The 17,270-nt window shown below is 67.9% G+C and carries 15 protein-coding genes; 8 read left to right on the forward strand and 7 right to left on the reverse strand.

Annotated features, from left to right (window positions below; translation table 11 throughout):
* Nucleotides 1–76 precede the first annotated feature (76 nt).
* From NQV17_RS21345 to NQV17_RS21365, 5 genes are all read left to right on the forward strand, one after another.
* Nucleotides 77–538, forward strand: a complete 462-nt coding sequence (locus NQV17_RS21345; protein ID WP_014896195.1) for a Fur family transcriptional regulator — start codon at nt 77–79, stop codon at nt 536–538.
* 47 nt (nt 539–585) lie between these two features.
* Entirely contained in the window at nt 586–1,500 is a 915-nt protein-coding gene (locus NQV17_RS21350) for a metal ABC transporter solute-binding protein, Zn/Mn family (protein WP_124666041.1), read from the forward strand.
* A gap of 13 nt (nt 1,501–1,513) precedes the next feature.
* Entirely contained in the window at nt 1,514–2,407 is an 894-nt protein-coding gene (locus NQV17_RS21355) for an ABC transporter ATP-binding protein (RefSeq protein WP_044844478.1), read from the forward strand.
* On the forward strand, nt 2,400–3,185 hold the full coding sequence (locus tag NQV17_RS21360; protein ID WP_044844479.1) for a metal ABC transporter permease: 786 nt from the start codon (nt 2,400–2,402) through the stop codon (nt 3,183–3,185). Before NQV17_RS21355 ends, NQV17_RS21360 begins: the two co-directional genes overlap by 8 nt.
* 247 nt (nt 3,186–3,432) lie before the next feature.
* The gene (locus tag NQV17_RS21365; protein WP_257773781.1) at nt 3,433–3,711 is read left to right on the forward strand and encodes a hypothetical protein; all 279 of its coding nucleotides are present in this window, start codon (nt 3,433–3,435) and stop codon (nt 3,709–3,711) included.
* Nucleotides 3,712–3,739: 28 nt separating this feature from the next.
* Here NQV17_RS21365 and fghA read toward each other — a convergent pair whose 3' ends face one another.
* The 3 genes from fghA to NQV17_RS21380 all read right to left on the reverse strand — a co-directional run bounded on the left by fghA (nt 3,740) and on the right by NQV17_RS21380 (nt 6,297).
* Nucleotides 3,740–4,588: an S-formylglutathione hydrolase gene (gene fghA, locus NQV17_RS21370; RefSeq protein ID WP_257773782.1), complete on the reverse strand. Its 849-nt coding sequence runs from the start codon at nt 4,586–4,588 to the stop codon at nt 3,740–3,742.
* 15 nt (nt 4,589–4,603) lie between these two features.
* Nucleotides 4,604–4,765, reverse strand: coding sequence for a hypothetical protein (locus NQV17_RS21375; RefSeq protein WP_257773783.1), 162 nt, complete (start codon nt 4,763–4,765; stop codon nt 4,604–4,606).
* An 80-nt stretch (nt 4,766–4,845) separates the two neighbouring features.
* Nucleotides 4,846–6,297 carry a xylulokinase gene (locus NQV17_RS21380; protein ID WP_257773784.1) on the reverse strand — a complete coding sequence of 484 codons (1,452 nt, stop codon included), beginning with the start codon at nt 6,295–6,297 and terminating at the stop codon, nt 4,846–4,848.
* A 449-nt stretch (nt 6,298–6,746) separates the two neighbouring features.
* Between NQV17_RS21380 and NQV17_RS21385 the strand changes: the two genes are divergently transcribed.
* Entirely contained in the window at nt 6,747–8,123 is a 1,377-nt protein-coding gene (locus NQV17_RS21385; RefSeq protein ID WP_257773785.1) for a nucleobase:cation symporter-2 family protein, read from the forward strand.
* 262 nt (nt 8,124–8,385) lie between these two features.
* Here NQV17_RS21385 and NQV17_RS21390 read toward each other — a convergent pair whose 3' ends face one another.
* The 3 genes from NQV17_RS21390 to NQV17_RS21400 are packed head-to-tail and all read right to left on the reverse strand — an operon-like array spanning nt 8,386 to nt 14,402.
* Nucleotides 8,386–9,909, reverse strand: coding sequence for an efflux transporter outer membrane subunit (locus NQV17_RS21390; protein ID WP_257773786.1), 1,524 nt, complete (start codon nt 9,907–9,909; stop codon nt 8,386–8,388).
* On the reverse strand, nt 9,909–13,109 hold the full coding sequence (gene bpeB, locus NQV17_RS21395) for an efflux RND transporter permease BpeB (protein WP_044844486.1): 3,201 nt from the start codon (nt 13,107–13,109) through the stop codon (nt 9,909–9,911). The genes NQV17_RS21390 and bpeB overlap by 1 nt, the downstream gene beginning before the upstream one ends.
* Before the next feature lie 15 nt (nt 13,110–13,124).
* Nucleotides 13,125–14,402: an efflux RND transporter periplasmic adaptor subunit gene (locus NQV17_RS21400; RefSeq protein ID WP_257773787.1), complete on the reverse strand. Its 1,278-nt coding sequence runs from the start codon at nt 14,400–14,402 to the stop codon at nt 13,125–13,127.
* Nucleotides 14,403–14,800: 398 nt separating this feature from the next.
* Between NQV17_RS21400 and NQV17_RS21405 the strand changes: the two genes are divergently transcribed.
* The gene (locus NQV17_RS21405; protein WP_257773788.1) at nt 14,801–15,442 is read left to right on the forward strand and encodes a TetR family transcriptional regulator; all 642 of its coding nucleotides are present in this window, start codon (nt 14,801–14,803) and stop codon (nt 15,440–15,442) included.
* 5 nt (nt 15,443–15,447) lie between these two features.
* Here the strand turns inward: NQV17_RS21405 and NQV17_RS21410 are convergent, their stop codons facing one another.
* Nucleotides 15,448–16,101, reverse strand: a complete 654-nt coding sequence (locus NQV17_RS21410; RefSeq protein ID WP_257773789.1) for a cysteine hydrolase family protein — start codon at nt 16,099–16,101, stop codon at nt 15,448–15,450.
* Between the two features lie 152 nt (nt 16,102–16,253).
* On the opposite strand from NQV17_RS21410, the gene NQV17_RS21415 reads away from it, so the two are divergent.
* Nucleotides 16,254–17,255 (forward strand): helix-turn-helix domain-containing protein, encoded by a 1,002-nt coding sequence (locus NQV17_RS21415; RefSeq protein WP_257773790.1) that lies wholly within the window; start codon nt 16,254–16,256, stop codon nt 17,253–17,255.
* The last annotated feature ends 15 nt before the right edge of the window (nt 17,256–17,270 follow it).

Consider the following 17,270-nt stretch of genomic DNA (forward strand, 5'->3'; position numbering starts at 1 on the left):
GGCAGGAATTCGGGCTGCACGGCATGGAGATACGTTATATCATCGCGATACTTCGTTTCATTGCCTGCTTCACGCCATGGCCACCTCATCGCCCATCGACGCCCGGCTGTCCCGGGCCGACGCATTCGCCGCCGAGCACGGGCTCGCGTGGACGCCGCTGCGCCGCCAGGTCTACGAACGCGTGCTGGCCGCGCAGCGCCCGATCGGCGCGTACGACCTGCTCGCCGAGCTCGAGCCGCAACGCGGCCGCGTGCCGCCCACGACCGTCTATCGCGCGCTGGATTTCCTCGTCGAGCACGGCTTCATCCATCGGATCGAATCGAAGAACGCATTCTTCGCGTGCTGCGAGATCGGCGTGCCGCACGAAGGCCAGTTCCTGATCTGCGATTCGTGCGGCGAGACCGTCGAGATCCCGGGCAGCGACCTCGCGAAACAGTTGTCCGCGAGCGAGCCCGCGCACGGGTTCGAAGTCCACCACCAGGTCGTCGAGCTGAACGGCCTGTGCGGGCACTGCAAGGGCAAGCCCGCGCAACGCTGACACCGCACCGCGCGGCGCACCCGCCGCCCCTTCCAACGAGGAGTTTCATGTCCATTGCCCTGAAGCGCGCGCCGCGGCGCGCCTTGCCGCTTGCCCGCCTGCTGGCCGCTGCTGCTGCCGCGCTGTCGATCGCGGCGCCCGCGTTCGCGCAGGCCGCGACCGTCAACGTGGTCGCCGCCGAGAATTTCTATGGCGACGTCGCGTCGCAAATCGGCGGCCGCCATGTCGCGGTAACCAGCATCCTCAGCAGTCCCGACCAGGATCCGCACCTGTTCGAAGCGAGCCCGAAGACCGCGCGCGCGCTGCAGCACGCGCAGGTCGTGATCTACAACGGGGCGAACTACGATCCGTGGATGGCCAAGCTGCTGTCCGCATCAAAGCAGGCGAAGCGCGCGACGATCGTCGTCGCGGATCTCGTCGGCAAGAAGGCCGGCGACAACCCGCACCTGTGGTACGACCCGGCGACCATGCCGGCCGCGGCGCGCGCGATCGCGGCCGAGCTCGGCCGGGCCGACCCGGCGAACAAGGCCGACTACGACGCGAACCTGCAGAAGTTCGTCGCGTCGCTGAAGCCGATCGACGACAAGGTCGCCGCGCTGCGCGCGCAGTACAAGGGCGTGCCGGTGACGGCCACCGAGCCGGTGTTCGGCTACATGTCGGATGCGATCGGCCTCGACATGCGCAACCAGCGCTTCCAGCTCGCGACGATGAACGACACCGAAGCCAGCGCGCAGGACGTCGCCGCGTTCGAGAACGACCTGCGCAAGAAGCAGGTGCGCGTGCTGATCTACAACAGCCAGGCCGAAGCGCCGATGACCAAGCGCCTGCTGAAGGTCGCGCGCGACGGCGGCGTGCCGAGCGTCAGCGTCACCGAGACGCAGCCGGCCGGCAAGACCTTCCAGCAATGGATGGCCGGCCAGCTCGACGCGCTCGCGGCCGCGCTTTCCGCCGGCAAGAAATGAATCACGCTACGACATGACCGCCACTCCCCACGCACTCGCACTCGATCGCGTCACGCTCGAACTGGGCGGACGCACGATCCTGCGCGACGTCAGCTTCTCGATCGAACCCGGCGAATTCGTCGGCGTGCTCGGGCCGAACGGCGCGGGCAAGACGACGCTGATGCGCGCGGTGCTCGGCCTCGTGCCCGTCACGGGCGGCACGCTGTCGGTCGGCGGCGTGCCGGTCGTGCGCGGCAACGCGTCGATCGGCTACATGCCGCAGATCCGGAGCGGCCTCGCGAATCGCCGGATGCGCGGCTACGACTTCGTCGCGATGGCCGCCGACGGCCACCGCTGGGGGCTGCCGCATACGAACGCCGCGACGCGGCGCGACGTCGACCGCGTGCTCGACCTCGTCGGCGGCCCGACGCTCGCGCGCCGGCCGCTGTCGGAACTGTCGGGCGGCGAGCGGCAGCGCCTGCTGCTCGCGCAGTGCCTGCTCGGCAGCCCGAAGCTGCTGCTGCTCGACGAGCCGCTGATCAGCCTCGATCCGAACCACCAGCGCGGCGTCGTCGAACTCGTGCGCAACGTCCAGCGCGAGCTCGGCATCACCGTGCTGTTTTCCGCGCACGAACTGAATCCGCTGCTGAACGCGCTCGACCGCGTGCTGTATCTCGGCAACGGCGTCGCGGCGCTCGGCACCGTCGACGAGGTGATCACGAAACCCGTGCTGTCGCGCCTGTACGGCTCGCCGATCGACGTGATGCGCGTGAACGGCAGGATCTTCGTGATGTCGGGCGACGTCGAAATCGAGAAGCACGATCACGAACACGAGGACGACGACGGCCACTCGCACGGCGGCGGCGGTCACGATCACGGTCACCACCACCACGGACACGCTCATCCCGGGCATTCGCACGATGTTTGAATACGACTTCATGATCAACGCGTTCGCCGCGTCGGGGATCGTCGCGGTGCTCGCGGGCATCGTCGGCTACTTCCTGGTGCTGCGCGGACAAACCTTCGCCGGCCACGCGCTGTCGCACGTCGGCTTCACCGGCGCGACCGGCGCGGTGCTGCTCGGCATCTCGCCGATCTGGGGGATGGTCGGCTTCACGCTCGCGGCCGGGATCGGGATGGGCGCGCTCGGCGAACGGCTCGCGGGCCGCGACGTCGCGATCGGCGTAATCCTGTCGGGCGCGCTCGGCTTCGGGCTGCTGTTCCTGCATTTCTACACGTCGTTCGCGACGCAGGTCACCGCGCTGCTGTTCGGCAACGTGCTCGCGGTCAGCCACGATACGCTCGCGGTGCTGGCCGGCATCGGCGCGGTGAGCCTCGTCGCGCTCGCGCTGATCGCGCGGCCGCTGCTGTTCGCGTCGCTGCAGCCCGAGCTGGCCGAAGCCAAGGGCGTGTCGCTGCGCACGGTGTCGATGCTGTTCCTCGCGGTGTGCGCGCTCGCGGTGGCCGCGGCGACGCAGATCGTCGGCGTGCTGCTCGTGTTCACGCTGCTGGTCGGGCCGGCCGCGGCCGCGCAGAACGTGTCGACGCGGCTGTCGACCGGCGTGCTGCTCGCCGCGCTGTTCGCGCTGTTCGAAGCGTGGGCCGGGATCGCGCTTGCGTATCACACGGACTGGCCGACGAGTTTCTGGATCACCGCGCTGTCCGCGCTCGTGTATGGGGCGAGCCTGTTGCGGCGACGCACATGACGTTCAGCGGGCGCTCGACAAGCCGCGCAACGGCGTGTGTCGGCGCGCCCGCTATTTTCGTACCGGTCAGATAGTGCATACCGCATTGAGCATGTCAGTATTTTCAGCCTCCACTCAGGCTGAGCCATACCTGCCATGCTCAAATGCACATTCGAACTGAACGATCAGGACATGAGTCGTCTGCCGCGCGAAAGCCGGTTCCGATCCCCGGCTCCTCCGTGCGTGCGTACGGCACGATTACAGTCAAATGAAGCGAGTCGCGTACCGAGCCGCGGTGACCGCTTGGGTACTCGTGGCATCCGTGTCGCTTGCACGGCTGTGCCTCACTCACGAGTCGTTCGCACTGCCGATATCCGAGCGCGCGTGGGCTTGGCTCGTCACGCATGTTCCCGGGTTCTGGGACGGCGAGTCGGGCGATGATCTCGTCGTCGTCGTGCATTTGCTGATAGCGCTTGCGGTCGTGATACCGGTGACCTGGCTCGCCTTGTGCATGCTGCGAAGGTGGAAGCGCCGCGCCACTCGCTGATGCCGGATGGCGCGGCCGGTTTATCGCACTAACGTGCCAGCACCCGCGCATGATGCGCGACGTGATCGGCGATGAACGTCGAGATGAAGTAATAACCGTGGTCGTAGCCCGCATGTCGGCGCAGCGTCAGCGGCTGGCCGGCCTTCGCGCACGCCGCTTCGAACACGTCGGGGTTCAGCTGGTTCGCGAGGAACTGGTCGGCGAGGCCCTGGTCGACGAGGATGCCGTCCGCGAACTTCGGCGCATCCGCGCGCGCGACGAGCTCGCTTGCGTCGTGCTGTTTCCACGCTTCGCGGTCAGCACCCAGATAACCCGAGAACGCCTTCTCGCCCCACGGGCAGCGCGTCGGCGCGGCGATCGGCGCGAACGCCGACACCGACCGGTACAGGTCGGGGTGACGCAGCGCGAGCGTCAGCGCGCCGTGCCCGCCCATCGAGTGGCCGAAGATCCCGAGCCGCGCGCCGTCGATCGGCAGCTCGGCCGCGACGAGTTCGCGCAGCTCGCCCGTCACGTACGACTCCATCCGGTAATGCGTCGACCACGGCGCTTGCGTCGCGTCGACATAGAAGCCCGCACCAACGCCGAAATCCCACGCCTCGGACTCGCCCGCCACACCCGCGCCGCGCGGGCTCGTGTCGGGCATCACGAGCGCGAGGCCGTGTTGCGCCGCGTACTGCTGCGCGCCGCCCTTGATCGCGAACGTCTCCTCGGTGCACGTGAGCCCCGCGAGATAGAACAGCGCCGGCACGCGGCCGTGCGCCGCCTGCGGCGGCAGGTACACCGAGAACTTCATCGGCAGGCCGATCGCCTTCGAATCGTGGCGATAGAAGCGTTGCTCGCCACCGTGGCAAGCATGCGAAGAAACGAGTTCGAGCATGGGGTTCCCTTCCGTTCAATACAGCACGATCGGGCGAATCGATTCGCCCTTCTTCATCGGGTCGACGCCGTCGTCGAGCATCTCGCGCGGCAGCGCGTGCGTGATCAGGTCGAGCCGTGCCGCGCGACACGGGTAAACCGTATCGCGCCCGGCATGATCCCCGATCCCGCCGCCCATCGCGCGCGGGAAACGGTCGCCGGCTTGCCGCGAGGCGTCACCGCTGTCGCAACAGGACAATCCGGGACAAGTGCCCGAGTTTAAACGCCGCTCGTGAACCACGCATCCGTTCGCGCATACAGATCGATGAAACGCGCATGGCGGGCGGCCAGCGCGCGATCGTCGCGCGGCGCGGCGACGGGCGACGCAGCCGGCGCCAGTGTGCGCAGCGCGTCGTCGCGCCAGTGTCCGATCGCGACGCCGGCGAGCAGCGCGGCACCGCGCGTCGCGGCGTTCGGGCAATCGACCGCGTCCAGCGACGCGCCGAGCGCATCCGCGAGCAACTGGCGCCAGCGCGGATCGACCGAGCCGCCGCCGGCGAGGCGCAGCGTCGTCACCGGATCGGCCGAGTTCGCAGCGCGGATCGCATCGAGCCCCGCGCGCAGCGCGAACGCGACACCTTCGAAGGCGGCGCGCATCATCGCGCCGCGCGTGTCGCCGAGCCCGAGCCCGAGCCAGCCGCCGCGCGCATCGGGATTCATCCACGGCGAGCGCTCGCCCGTCAGGTACGGCAGGAAGCAGAGCCGCTCGGACGCCGGCTGCGCGAACGCGTCGTCGTACGCATCCGCCCAGCCCGGATAGCCGAGCCAGCCGCGCACGGCTTCGAGCGCGAGCCCGACGTTCTGCATCGCGGCCATCGTGTAATAACCGTCGCCGGCTGCCGCGCGATAGCGGTGCAGCCCGCGCCGCGCGCGCGGCAGCGCATCCGCGAGCACGACGATCTGGCCGCCGCTGCCGGTGGTCAGCAGCGCGTCGCCGGCCGCGACGAGCCCGCTGCCGAGCGCCGCGCACGCGGTATCGGCCGCCCCCGTCGCCAGCGGCACGCCGGCCGGCAGCCCGAGTGCCGCCGCGGCCTTCGCACCGAGCACGCCGCAGCGCGCGCCCGACGCCCGCACCGGCGCGAACCGGTCGAGCGGCAGGCCCAGCGACTCGATCAGCGTCGTATCCCATGCGCCGTCCGGTGTCGCGAGCGCGGTCGCGCACGCATCGCTCGGATCGGCCGCGACCTCGCCGCCCAGCGCGACGCGCAGCCAGTCCTTCGGCTGCACGGCCCAGCGTGCGGCCCGCAGCGCCTGCGGTTCGTGTGCGGCCAGCCAGCGCAACAGCGGGCCCGCCATGCCGGGCGCGACGGGATTCGGTTGGACGGGCAAGCCGGCGCCCGGCCAATCCGCCGCGTCCGCTTCGCGCACCGCGCGCGTATCGGGCCACAACAGCGCGGGCCGCACCGGCTGTCCGGCCGCGTCGATCAGCACGACGCCATGCATCTGGCCGGAGAAGCCGATCGCGGCGACCTGCGCGCGCTCGCCGACCGGCAGCCGCGCGGCAGCGCGCACGAGCGCCTGCCACCACACGTCGGGCGCGATTTCGGCCCAGCCGGGCTGCGGCGCCGACAACGCATAGGGTTCGCTCGCCACCGCGCGCTCGACGCCATCGGCATCGAGCGTGACGAGTTTGACGGAGCCGGTGCCGAGGTCGATTCCGAGCAGGCGCATGACGGAGTGGCGTAGTCGAGTGAACGGATCTCGATGATAGCGGGATCGCGGCATACGCCCCGATTCTTGCGGCGCTTTCGGCCGCGCGGCGACGCGAAAACACGGCCGCGCACGACCGGCCTCGCCGGGCTGCACCTTGCCCGCCAAAACAGCCGCTCGCGGGTTAACCCGGCGCGATTTCTCGCCGGTCGTTTTTGCCACTATGCCGCGTTCGCGATACACACCATAAAGCAGCCGATATTTGACATGGGGGTCCGCACTATTTTGAAGGGCTATAAAACCGGGGAACCTCACTCCAGCGGCAGTTTCCCGATGATCGACACCCTGTTTCATGCCGACCAGGCATATCGAACCAGCAAAGAACGGAATAGAACCCAGCGCTCTTGTTGCGATGTGGCATTCCGCATAACTTCGTACCACCCCGAAAACAAGATCATGGAGTGAGACAGATGCAATCGAACACGGTCCATCCGTGCGATGAGGTGCTGCCGACCGGCAAGCTTGTAACGCTTGGTCTCCAGCACGTCCTCGTCATGTACGCCGGCGCCGTCGCCGTGCCGCTTATCGTCGGCGGCGCGCTGAAGCTGCCGAAAGACCAGATCGCGTTCCTGATCAGCGCCGATCTGTTTTCGTGCGGCATCGCCACGCTGATCCAGACGCTCGGCCTGTGGATCTTCGGAATCCGCCTGCCCGTCATCATGGGCTGCACGTTCGCGGCCGTCGGCCCGATGATCGCGATCGGCACCAACCCCGGCCTCGGCATTCTCGACATCTTCGGCTCGACCATCGCGGCCGGCATCATCGGCATCGTGCTCGCGCCGATGATCGGCAAGCTGTTGCGGTTCTTCCCGCCGGTCGTGGTCGGCACGGTGATCGCGGTGATCGGGCTGTCGCTGATGGAAGTCGGGATCAACTGGGCAGCCGGCGGCGTCGGCAACCCCGAATACGGCAGCCCCGTCTACCTCGGCCTGTCGCTGCTCGTGCTCACGCTGATCCTGCTGATCAACAAGTACGGCCGCGGCTTCCTCGCGAACATCTCGGTGCTGCTCGGCATCGTCGCCGGCTTCGTGATCGCGTTCGCGATCGGCCGCGTGAATACCGACGGCGTCGCGCACGCACCGTGGGTCGGCTTCGTGATGCCGTTCCACTTCGGCCTGCCGCACTTCGACCCGCTGTCGATCGCGACGATGGTCACGGTGATGTTCGTCACGTTCATCGAATCGACCGGCATGTTCCTCGCGGTCGGCGACATGGTCGATCGTCCGGTCAACCAGGAGCGCCTCGTACGCGGCCTGCGCGTCGACGGCCTCGGCACGCTGATCGGCGGCATCTTCAACTCGTTCCCGCATACGTCGTTCTCGCAGAACGTCGGCCTGATCGGCGTGACGGGCGTGAAGAGCCGGTTCGTCTGCGCGACGGGCGGCGTGATCCTGGTGCTGCTCGGCCTGTTCCCGAAAATGGCGCAGGTCGTCGCGTCGGTGCCGCCGTTCGTGCTCGGCGGCGCGGGCATCGTGATGTTCGGGATGGTGGCCGCGAACGGCATCAAGGTGCTGTCGAAGGTCGACTTCGTGAACAACTCGCACAACCTGTTCATCGTCGCCGTGAGCGTCGGCATGGGCCTCGTGCCGGTCGTGTCGCCGCACTTCTTCTCGAAGCTGCCGCCCGCGCTCGCCCCGATCCTGCACAGCGGCATCCTGCTCGCGTCGGCCACCGCCGTGATCCTGAACGTCGTGTTCAACGGCGTGAAGGGCGAGAAGGACGCGCGTTGCGAGATCCGCCGCGCAGGACACGACTTCGACGGACGCCCGGCCGACGTGCATCACTGATCGGTCCGACCCGGACGCGCCGAAGGACGGCGCGATACGGTAAAGGAAAAACGCCACGGCTTGCCGTGGCGTTTTGCTTCGCGGCGGCCGGCCGGGCGATGGTCGTGGTGACGCCGGCGATCGCCGCGATGACGATCCGCCGTCGCGGCAAACCGACCGCATAAAAAAAACGCCACGGACCTTCGTCCGTGGCGTTGTCGCATCCCGGGGACCGCGACTTCGGCGAACCGGCGCGGTCGCCCGCCCCTGCCCGCCGTCGTGCTTACCCGTTCGTCGCTGCCGCCGACGCGGCGGCCGGAGCAGCCGCCTTGTCGTAGTCGACCGTCTCGTCCGGTGCGCGCGGCGTCTCGCCCGCGCGCTGGATCCAGCCGCCGCCCAGTGCGCGGTACAGCGTGACGAGGTTCGTCCAGCGTGCCAGGCGCGCGCTGATCAGCGACTGCTGCGCCGAGTACAGGTCGGTCTGCGCGGTCAGCACCGACAGGTAGCTGTCGACACCGTTCTTGTAGCGCAGGTCCGACAGCTCGAAGCGACGCTGCTGCGCGTGCTCGTTGCGCTCGAGCGCGGCGATCTGCTGGTCGTACGTGCCGCGTGCTGCCAGCCCGTCCGACACTTCGCGGAACGCCGACTGGATCGCCTTCTCGTAGTTGGCGATCTCGATGCGCTTCTGCACGTTCGCGAGGTTCAGGTTCGCGATGTTCTGCCCGCCTTCGAAGATCGGCATCGTGATCTGCGGCGCGAACGACCATGCCGCGGTGCCGGCCTTGAACAGGCCGCCCAGCGTCGGGCTGCCGGTGCCGAACGCGCCCGTCAGCGAGATGCGCGGGAAGAACGCCGCACGCGCCGCGCCGATGTTCGCGTTCGCGGCCAGCAGCGTCTGCTCGGCCTGCATCACGTCCGGACGACGCGTCAGCAGGTCGGACGGCAGACCGGCCGGCACGTCCGTCAGCAGGTTCTGCGCGTCGAGCGGCATGCCCGCCGGCAGATCGTCCGGCAGCGGCTCGCCGATCAGCACCACCAGCGCGTTCAGTGCCTGCGCACGCGCGCGCGCCTGCGCCTGCTGGTTCGCGAGCGCCGTCTCGACGACCGTCTGCGCCTGACGCAGCTCGAGCTCGGAGCCCGTGCCGTTGTCGAACTGCAGCTTGGTCAGGTCGTAGGATGCCTGGGCCGACTTCAGCGTGTTTTCCGTGACCTGCAGCAGGTCGTCGGTCGACAGCAGCGTCAGGTACTGATCCGCCACCTGCGACACCAGCGAGATCTCGGCGGCCTGCCGTGCGTACGACGTCGACAGGTACTGCGCGAGCGCCTGGTCCTTCAGGCTCTGCACGCGACCGAACAGGTCGAGTTCCCACGACGCGGAAACGCCGACGTTGTAGGCCCGCGAGATATACGGCGCACCCGTCTGCGACAGGCCCTGCGGTACGCGCTGGATGCTGCCCGTGCCCGTACCGTCGAGCGTCGGGAACAGGCCCGCGCGCGTGATCTGGTACTGCGCGCGCGCCGCCTCGATGTTCAGCACCGACACGCGCAGGTCGCGGTTGTTCTTCAGCGCGATCTCGATCAGCCGCTGCAGGCGCGGATCGACGAAGAATTCGCGCCAGCCGATGGCGGTCGCCGCCTGGCCGTTCGCGCTGCGCGCGCCGGCAGCGCCCGGCTGCGTCGCATAGACGCCGCCGGCCGGGTACGCCTGCGCGACGGGCGCGTCGGGCCGCGTGTAGTGCGGCGCCATCGTGCAGCCCGTGGCCAGCAGCGCGACCGCGATTGCAGTCAAAGCGTGTTTTTGCATCATCACTGTCCCTTGTTGCCTTCGTCGCCGTTGCCCGGCTTCTCTTCGTGGTGCGAGTGCTCCTGAGCCAGACGCAGCGCCTGGTCGACGTCTTCCTTCTCGCCGCTGAAGATCGCGCGGATCTTCACGAAGAACATCGGGATCATGAAGATCGCGAGGAACGTCGCCGTGATCATCCCGCCGATCACGCCGGTGCCGATCGCGTGCTGGCTCGCCGAACCCGCGCCGTTGCTGATCGCGAGCGGCATCACGCCGAGAATGAACGCGAGCGACGTCATCAGGATCGGACGCAGCCGCAGGCGCGCCGCTTCCAGCGCGGCCTCGATCGGCCCCATCTTCTCCGTCATCTGCAGTTCGCGCGCGAACTCGACGATCAGGATCGCGTTCTTCGCGGACAAGCCCACCGTGGTCAGCAGGCCGACCTGGAAGAACACGTCGTTCTCGAGGCCGCGCATCGTCGCCGCGAGCAGTGCGCCGACCACGCCGAGCGGCACCACCATGATCACCGAGAACGGGATCGACCAGCTTTCATACAGTGCCGCGAGACACAGGAACACGACGAGGATCGAGATCGCGTACAGGATCGGCGCCTGCGAGCCGGACTGGATTTCCTGGAACGACAGGCCGGTCCACGAATAGCCGATACCGACCGGCAGCTTCTTCGCGAGCCCTTCCATCGCGGTCATCGCCTGACCGGTCGACTTGCCCGGTGCGGCCTGACCCTGGATTTCCATCGCCGACACGCCGTTGTAACGCTCGAGCTTCGGCGAACCGTACGTCCAGTGACCGGTCGCGAACGCGCTGAACGGCACCATCCCGCCCGACCCGTTGCGCACGTACCAGATGTTCATGTCCTCCGGCGTCATCCGGAACGGCGCATCCGACTGCACGTACACCTTCTTGATCCGGCCGTCGGTGTCGAGGAAGTTGTTCACGTACTTCGACGCCCACGCGATCGAGAACGTCTGGTCGATCGCATCCGCCGTCACGCCGAGCGCATTCGCCTTCTCGCGATCGATGTCGACCTTGTACTGCGGCGTGTCGTTCAGCCCGTTCGGACGCACGCCCTGCAGCGTCGGATCCTTCGAGGCCATCCCGAGCAGCTGGTTGCGCGCGGCCATCAGCGCGTCGTGGCCGAGACCGGCGTTGTCCGTCAGCTCGAAGTCGAAGCCGGCGGCGGTGCCGAGTTCCGGAATCGACGGCGGGTTGAACGGGATCACGATCGCGTCCTTGTAGCCCGAATAGCGCCCGAACATCCGGCCGATCAGCGCCTGGACCTTCTGGTTCGCGTGCTGGCGCTGCGAGTAGTCCTTCAGGCGCACGAACACGAGGCCCGAGTTCTGGCCGCGGCCGGCGAAGCTGAAGCCGTTGACCGTGAACGCCGATTCGACGATTTCCTTCTCGTCCTTCAGCAGGTAGTCGGAAATGTTCGCGAGCGTCTTCGCGGTCGTTTCCTGCGTCGAACCCGACGGCGTCTGCACGATCACGAACATCAGGCCCTGGTCTTCATCGGGCAGGAACGACTTCGGCAGGCGCACGAACAGCAGGCCGACCGCGACGATCACGACCAGGTAGATGATGAGCCAGCGGCCCGAGCGCTTGATCACGTGGTGCACGCCGACGTGGTACTTGTCGCGGCTGTTGTTGAACGTGCGGTTGAACCAGCCGAAGAAGCCCTTCTTCTCTTCGTGATGGCCCTGCGGGATCGGCTTGAGGATCGTCGCGCACAGGGCCGGCGTCAGAATCAACGCGACCAGCACCGACAGCACCATCGCCGACACGATCGTCAGCGAGAACTGACGATAGATCGCGCCGACCGACCCGCCGGAGAACGCGACCGGCACGAACACCGCCGACAGCACGAGCGCCACGCCGACGAGTGCGCCGGTGATCTGGCCCATCGCCTTGCGGGTCGCCTCCTTCGGCGACAGCCCCTCTTCCGCCATCACGCGCTCGACGTTCTCGACCACCACGATCGCATCGTCCACCAGCAGGCCGATCGCGAGCACGAGGCCGAACATCGACAGCGTGTTGATCGAGAAGCCCACCAGCGACATGATCGCGAACGTGCCGAGCAGCACGACCGGCACCGCGATCGTCGGGATGATCGTCGCCCGCAGGTTCTGCAGGAACAGATACATCACGAGGAACACGAGCACGATACCTTCGAGCAGCGTCTTGACCACTTCCTCGATCGACAGCTTCACGAACGGCGTCGTGTCGTACGGATACTTCACGACGAGGCCGTGCGGGAAGAATGGTGCGAGCTCGTCGATCTTCGCGCGCACGGCCTTCGCGGTCGCGAGCGCGTTCGCGTTGGTCGCGAGCTGGATACCGAGTGCCGCGGTCGGCTGACCGTTGTACTTCGTGTCGAAGTTGTAGTTTTCGCCGCCGAGGCCGATCTGCGCGACGTCCTTCAGGCGCACCTGCGAGCCGTCCTGGTTGACCTTCAGCAGGATGTTGCCGAACTGCTCGGGCGTCTGCAGCAGCGTCGATTCGGTGATCGTCGCCTGCAGCACGGTGCCCGGCTTGGCCGGCGTGCCGCCGATCTGGCCGCCCGCGATCTGCACGTTCTGCGCGGTGATCGCGCTCGTCACGTCGACCGGCGTGAGGCCGTAGTTCGTCAGGCGGGTCGGGTCGAGCCAGATCCGCATCGCGTACTGCGAGCCGAACAGCGTGACGGTACCGACGCCGTTCAACCGGCTGATCGGATCCTTCACGTGCGACGCCACGAAGTTCGCGAGGTCGTACTTGTTCATGCTGCCGTCTTCGGAGTTGAAGGCGAGCACCAGCAGGAAGCTGCTGCTCGACTTCGTGACCGACAGACCGAGCTGCTGCACGACCTGCGGCAGAACCGGCGTCGCGAGCGACAGCTTGTTCTGCACCTGAACCTGCGCGATGTCGGCGTTGGTGCCCGGCGCGAACGTCAGCGTGATCGTGGCGTTGCCCGAGTCGTCACTCGTCGACGACATGTACAGGAAGTTGTCGAGACCGCTCATCTGCTGCTCGATCACCTGCGTCACCGTGTCTTCCACCGTCTTCGCGGAAGCGCCCGGGTAGTTCGCGGTGATCTGGATCGATGGCGGCGCGATCGTCGGATACTGCGCGATCGGCAGCGTGAAGATCGCCGCAACCCCGGCCAGCATCAGGATGATGGCGATCACCCACGCGAAGATCGGGCGATCGATAAAAAACTTTGCCATGAAACAGGCTCCCTGTTATTGCGCGCTCGAAGCAGCGGCGGCGCTCGCCGGCGCTGCGCCCGATGCGGCGGCGCCGGACGCGGCGGCGGCGCCGGAACCGGCGGCAGCCGGCGCGGCGGTGGCAGCGGCGACACCCGATGCGGCACCGGCCGCCGGTGCGAGTTGTGCCTCCACCGACTTCACGGTCGCGCCCGGACGCACCTTCTCGCCCCCCTGCACGATCACGTGGTCGCCCGCCTGCAGACCGCCTTCGACGATCCAGTCCTGGCCGCGCATGCCCGCCGTCTTCAGCGGACGCGGCTCGACCTTGTTGCTCGCGTTCACCACCATCGCGATCGCCTGGCCCTTCTGGTCATGCGTGACGCCGATCTGCGGCACCAGGAACGCGTTCTCGTTCACGCCTTCCTCGATCCGTGCGCGAACGAACATCCCCGGCAGCAGCACGCGGCCCGGGTTCGGGAAGACCGCGCGAATCGTCACCGAGCCGGTGGCCTGGTCGACCGTCACGTCGGAGAACTGCAGCTTGCCGGCTTCGGAGTACGTCTTGCCGTCTTCCAGGATCAGCGACACCTTCGCCGCGCCCGGGCCGCTCGTCTTCAGGCGGCCGCTCTGCACGTCCTGGCGCAGCTTCAGCCCGTCGAGGCTCGACTGCGTCAGGTCGACATAGACCGGATCGAGCTGCTGCACCGTCGACATCAGCGTCGCCTGGCTCGCCTGCACGTACGCGCCCGGCGTCACCTGCGAAATGCCGACGCGGCCGGTGATCGGCGAGACCACGTCCGTGTAGCCGAGATTGATCTGCGCGGTGTCGACCGCCGCCTTGCCGGCCGCGACGTCCGCCGCGGCCTGGCCTTGGGTGGCCACCGCGTTGTCGTATTCCTGCTTGCTGACCGCGTTCGCGGCCACCAGCACCTTGTAGCGCGCGACCAGCGCGTTCTGCGTGACGAGGTTCGCCTGCGCCTTCGCGAGCGTCGCCTTCGCGCTGTTCAATGCAGCGAGGTACGGCGCCGGATCGATCTTGTACAGACGCTGGCCGGCCTTGACGTCGGTGCCCTCGGTGAATTCACGGCGCAGCACGATGCCGTCGACCCGCGCGCGGACCTGCGCAACGAGGAATGCGCTGGTACGGCCCGGCAGTTCGCTATAGACCGGCACGGCTTGCGGCTGGACGGTGACGACGCCGACTTCCGGCGTTTGCGGCGGCGGTGCCGATTCTTTTTTTCCGCATGCAGCCAGGAAAACCGCGGCTGCCGCGACAGTGATCAAGCGGTATGGAACCCGTTCGACGCGCATGGAGCGACCTCTGTGTGTAACCAATGGAATGAGTGCGGCGCACGGACGGAGCGCCACACGGATGCGCCTCGCGGCGCAGATCGAACACCTGAATTACTGGACTACTGGATACAGCAGGTCGGCACGAGACCTCCATGCCGACGAGATGCCGCGAACTGCGGACTGGTACTTTGGCGGGAATCAGCAGAGTGGGATATTAACTGATTGCCACTTTGGTCATTCGATCGTAGGGTGGTATTGTATATACATTCACGAATGTATGTAAAAAGCCCGCTCGTCCGTCTCCCACCGCCAAGTCTTACGAATTATTACGAGTCGCAAGCATAGCCCGTCCGCACAGCCGCGACGAGGGTTACGGACCCTATATTCACCTACGATCGATCCATTCAGGCCTGCACATGGTCAGACGCACCAAGGAGGAGGCGCTCGAGACGCGCAACCGCATTCTCGACGCCGCCGAACACGTGTTCTTCGAGAAGGGCGTGTCGCACACGTCGCTCGCGGACATCGCCAAGCACGCCGGCGTGACGCGCGGCGCGATCTACTGGCATTTCGCGAACAAGAGCGAGCTGTTCGACGCGATGTTCGACCGCGTGTTCCTGCCGATCGACGAACTCAAGCGGATGCCGCTCGACGCGCCCGGCGGCAATCCGCTGGAGAAGATCCGCAAGATCCTGATCTGGTGCCTGCTCGGCGTGCAGCGCGACTCGCAGTTGCGGCGCGTGTTCAGCATCCTGTTCATGAAGTGCGAGTACGTCGCGGACATGGAACCGCTGCTGCAGCGCAACCGCGCGGGGATGAGCGAGGCGCTGCACGCGATCGATGCCGATCTCGCGGGCGCCGTGCGGCTCAAGCTGCTGCCCGAGCGGCTCGACACGTGGCGCGCGACGCTGATGCTGCACACGCTCGTCAGCGGTTTCGTGCGCGACATGCTGATGCTGCCCGACGAGATCGACGCCGAGCAGCATGCTGAACAGCTCGTCGACGGCTGCTTCGACATGATGCGTTACAGCCCGGCGATGCTGAAGACGGGCGACTGACCGGCTCAGGCCGCCTTCGCGCGTTGCGTGCGGGCCCGCCGGTTCGACGCGGCCACCGAATCGCGCGTCGGCATCGCCGCGCCGCCGAGTCCCGCGATCCACGCGTCGGTCGACATCACGGCCGCGAAATTCGACTGGAACACCACCGTGTACGCGCGGTGAATCTCTTCGGCGCTCGCCGCGCCCGCTTCGTTCTCGTACGGCAACGCGCCGGTCGCGTCCGCCAGGTATTCGACGGCGAGCCCCGCGTGGGCCGCGTGATAGACCGTCGACGCATTGCAGTTGTGCGTCATGTAGCCGGCGACCGCGAGCGTATCGATGCCGTGCGCGTCGAGCCACGCGGCGAGATCGGTGCCGGCGAACGAACTGGCCTGCGCCTTCACGATCAGGTGTGCATACGGCCGGTCGGCGACGACCGGATGCAGCGCGACACCGTCGGTGCCCGGTGCGAAGATCGGCGCGCCCGCCGGCGCGACGTGCTGGACGACGATCACCGGCACGCCGGCCGCGTGCGCGGCGTCGATCGCGCGGCCGATGTTCGCCAGCGACACGTCGACGGGCGGATATTCGATAGGCAGGTTGCCCGTCACGTATTCGTTCTGGACATCGATCACGATCAGGGCACGGCGGGAAGCGGAAGACGATACGGCGTTCGACATGGCAGGCTCCGGGTTCGGCCGCGCCGCCCCGCTCCGGAACGGGGCGGACAGCAGCGCGATGCGATGCATTGTCGGATTGCGTCGCGTCGGCGGCCAGTGGCCCGATAGCCATTCTTCGATAGAATCGGGCCATCGCCACTCCGGAGCCCGTCATGCGCGCCGCTGCGTCGTCCGTTGCCCCCGCCCCGACCGTCGTCGCCGTGATCGCATACGACGGCATCAGCCCGTTCCACCTGTCGGTGCCGTCCGTCGTGTTCGGCAAGGAGCGCGATGCGGCCGCGATGCCCGCGTTCGAGTTCCGCGTGTGCTCGGCCGAGCGCGGCCCGCTGTCGACGACGGGCGGCTTCACGATCACCGCGCCGTACGGGCTCGACGCGCTCGACGACGCGGACATCGTCATCGTGCCGGCATGGCGCGATCCCGACGAAGCGCCGCCGGACGCGCTGGTCGACGCGGTACGCGCGGCCGCCGCGCGCGGCGCGCAGGTGGTCGGCCTGTGCCTCGGCGCGTACGTGCTCGCCGCGGCCGGGCTGCTCGACGGGCGCCCGGCCACGACGCACTGGGCGTGGGCCGACGACTTCGCGCAGCGCTTTCCGCGCGTGAAGCTCGACCCCGACGTGCTGTACGTCGACGACGGCAACCTGATGACGTCGGCCGGCACGGCCGCGGGGCTCGACTGCTGCCTGCACGTCGTGCGGCGGCGCTTCGGCTCGGACGCCGCGAACCGGATCGCGCGGCGTCTCGTGATCCCGCCGCACCGCCAGGGCGGCCAGGCGCAATACGTGCCGCAGCCGGTCGCCGCGCATCCGCGCGACGCGCGCCTCGCGGGCCTGCTCGACTGGGTGCGCGCGCATCTCGACGTCGCGCACAGTGTGGATTCGCTCGCCGAACGCGTGCTGATGAGCCGGCGCACCTTCACGCGCCACTTCCGCCAGGCAACGGGTACGACCGTCACCGCGTGGCTGCAGGCCGAGCGGCTCACGCGCGCGCAGCATCTGCTGGAAACCACCGGACAATCGATCGACGCGATCGCGCAAGCGGCCGGCTACGGCTCGAGCGTGTCGCTGCGCCAGCATTTCGCGGGCGCGCTCGGCACGTCGCCGTCGGCATATCGGCGGGAATTTCGCGGCGCCGGGCCCGACGCCCGACGCTAGCGGCGGCCGCGCCGC

Source organism: Burkholderia sp. SCN-KJ (assembly GCF_024656005.1).
Taxonomy (GTDB): domain Bacteria; phylum Pseudomonadota; class Gammaproteobacteria; order Burkholderiales; family Burkholderiaceae; genus Burkholderia.